The following is a 3,068-nucleotide window of genomic DNA, read 5'->3' on the forward strand; positions in this document are numbered from 1 at the left end:
AAAGATCAAGAAGGAAATAGCTTAGGTTCTGTCGTAGCAGATCCTGAGAGTGGTGAGTATGAAATCACGCTAGATCGCCCTGTAACGGATGGCGAAACTGTCAATGTTACGGCAACCGATAAAGCGGATAACACTTCAGAGAGCACGCCTGTAACCGGTGAGAAAGATACAATTGCACCAGAAGCGCCGACAGCAGAGATTGATGAAGAAGGTCTTATTGTTACAGGTAACGCCGAGCCAGGTTCAACGGTTGAGGTTAAAGATCAAGAAGGCAATAGCTTAGGTTCTGTCGTAGCAGATCCTGAGAGTGGGGCTTATGAAGTTGAGCTTAGCCGCCCAGTGACCGATGGCGAAACTGTTGATGTTACGGCAACCGATAAAGCAGGTAACACTTCAGACAAAACACCAGTAACGGGTGAGAAGGATACTGTTGCGCCCAATGCCCCAACTGCAGAGATCGATGAAGAAGGTCTTGTTGTTAAAGGTAAGGCCGAGCCAGGTTCTACTGTTGAAATCAAAGATCAAGAAGGAAATAGCTTAGGTTCTGTCGTAGCAGATCCTGAGAGTGGCGAGTATGAAATCACGCTAGATCGCCCTGTAACGGATGGTGAAACTGTCAATGTTACGGCAACCGATGAAGCAGGTAACACCTCAGAGAAGACGCCTGTAACCGGTGAGAAAGATACAGTTGCACCTGATGCACCGACAGATGTCGAGGTCTCTGAAGATGGCTCTAAGGTCATCGGTAAAGGTGAGCCGGGTGCTGAGGTGATCGTTAAAGATGCCGATGATAACGTCGTGGGCAAAGGTACCGTTAACGAAGACGGTCGCTTTGAAGTAGAGCTTGATAAGCCATTCACCAACGGTGAAGAGCTTGAAGTGAGCTTAAAAGATGAGGCAGGCAATGAGTCTGACTCAACGTCAGTTAATGCCCCAGATACTACTGAGCCCAATGCCCCAACTGCAGAGATCGATGAAGAAGGTCTTGTTGTTAAAGGTAAGGCCGAGCCAGGTTCTACTGTTGAAATCAAAGATCAAGAAGGAAACAGCTTAGGTTCTGTCGTAGCAGATCCTGAGAGTGGGGCTTATGAAGTTGAGCTTAGCCGCCCAGTGACCGATGGCGAAACTGTCAATGTTACGGCAACGGATAAAGCGGGTAATACTTCAGACAAAACACCAGTAACGGGTGAGAAGGATACTGTTGCGCCCAATGCACCAACTGCAGAGATCGATGAAGAAGGTCTTGTTGTTACAGGTAACGCAGAGCCTGGTTCAACGGTCGAAGTCAAAGATCAAGAGGGCAATACCTTAGGTAGTGTCGTAGCAGATCCTGAAAGTGGTGCTTATGAAGTTGAGCTTGATCGCCCTGTAACGGATGGCGAAACTGTCAATGTTACGGCAACCGATAAAGCGGGTAACACGTCAGACAAAACACCAGTAACGGGTGAGAAGGATACGGTTGCACCTGATGCACCGAATGCTGAGATCGATGAAGATGGCCTTGTTGTTAAAGGTAAGGCCGAGCCAGGTTCTACTGTTGAAATCAAAGATCAAGAAGGAAATAGCTTAGGTTCTGTCGTAGCAGATCCTGAGAGTGGGGCTTATGAAGTTGAGCTTAGCCGCCCAGTGACCGATGGTGAAACAGTTGAAGTTACGGCAACCGATAAAGCAGGTAACACTTCAGAGAGCACGCCTGTAACTGGTGAGAAGGATACAGTTGCACCGGATGCACCGGATGCTGAGATCGATGAAGAAGGTCTTGTTGTTACAGGTAACGCAGAGCCAGGTTCAACGGTTGAGGTTAAAGATCAAGAAGGCAATAGCTTAGGTTCTGTAGTAGCAGATCCTGAGAGTGGTGCTTATGAAGTTGAGCTTAGCCGCCCAGTGACCGATGGTGAAACAGTTGATGTTACGGCAACTGATGAAGCGGGTAACACTTCAGAGAAGACACCTGTAACCGGTGAGAAGGATACGGTTGCACCTGATGCACCGGATGCTGAGATCGATGAAGAAGGTCTTGTTGTTACAGGCAACGCAGAGCCAGGTTCAACGGTTGAGGTTAAAGATCAAGAGGGCAATACCTTAGGTAGTGTCGTAGCAGATCCTGAGAGTGGTGCTTATGAAGTTGAGCTTAGCCGCCCAGTAACGGATGGTGAAACAGTTGAAGTTACGGCAACCGATAAAGCGGGTAACACTTCAGAGAGCACGCCTGTAACCGGTGAGAAAGATACAATTGCACCGGATGCACCGGATGCTGAGATCGGTGAAGATGGTCTTGTTGTTACAGGTAACGCAGAGCCTGGTTCAACGGTCGAAGTCAAAGATCAAGAGGGCAATACCTTAGGTAGTGTCGTAGCAGATCCTGAAAGTGGTGCTTATGAAGTTGAGCTTGATCGCCCTGTAACGGATGGCGAAACTGTCAATGTTACGGCAACCGATAAAGCGGGTAACACGTCAGACAAAACACCAGTAACGGGTGAGAAGGATACGGTTGCACCTGATGCACCGAATGCTGAGATCGATGAAGATGGCCTTGTTGTTAAAGGTAAGGCCGAGCCAGGTTCTACTGTTGAAATCAAAGATCAAGAAGGAAATAGCTTAGGTTCTGTCGTAGCAGATCCTGAGAGTGGGGCTTATGAAGTTGAGCTTAGCCGCCCAGTGACCGATGGCGAAACTGTTGATGTTACGGCAACCGATGAAGCAGGTAACACCTCAGAGAAGACGCCTGTAACCGGTGAGAAAGATACAGTTGCACCTGATGCACCGACAGCTGAGATCGATGAAGATGGACTTGTTGTTAAAGGTAAGGCAGAGCCAGGTTCTACTGTTGAAATCAAAGATCAAGAAGGAAATAGCTTAGGTTCTGTCGTAGCAGATCCTGAGAGTGGGGCTTATGAAGTTGAGCTTAGCCGTCCAGTGACCGATGGTGAAACTGTTGATGTTACGGCAACCGATGAAGCAGGTAACACCTCAGAGAAGACGCCTGTAACCGGTGAGAAAGATACAGTTGCACCTGATGCACCGACAGCTGAGATCGATGAAGATGGACTTGTTGTTAAAGGTAAGGC

At 48.3% G+C, this 3,068-nt stretch carries 1 protein-coding gene; it reads left to right on the top strand.

What is annotated here, in order from left to right:
* On the top strand, positions 1-3,068 hold a 3,068-nt coding region (locus B9T19_RS10420), incomplete at both ends, for an Ig-like domain-containing protein (RefSeq protein WP_233146850.1).

It is taken from the genome of Ignatzschineria sp. F8392 (assembly GCF_002252045.1).
Classification (GTDB): Bacteria; Pseudomonadota; Gammaproteobacteria; order Cardiobacteriales; family Wohlfahrtiimonadaceae; genus Ignatzschineria.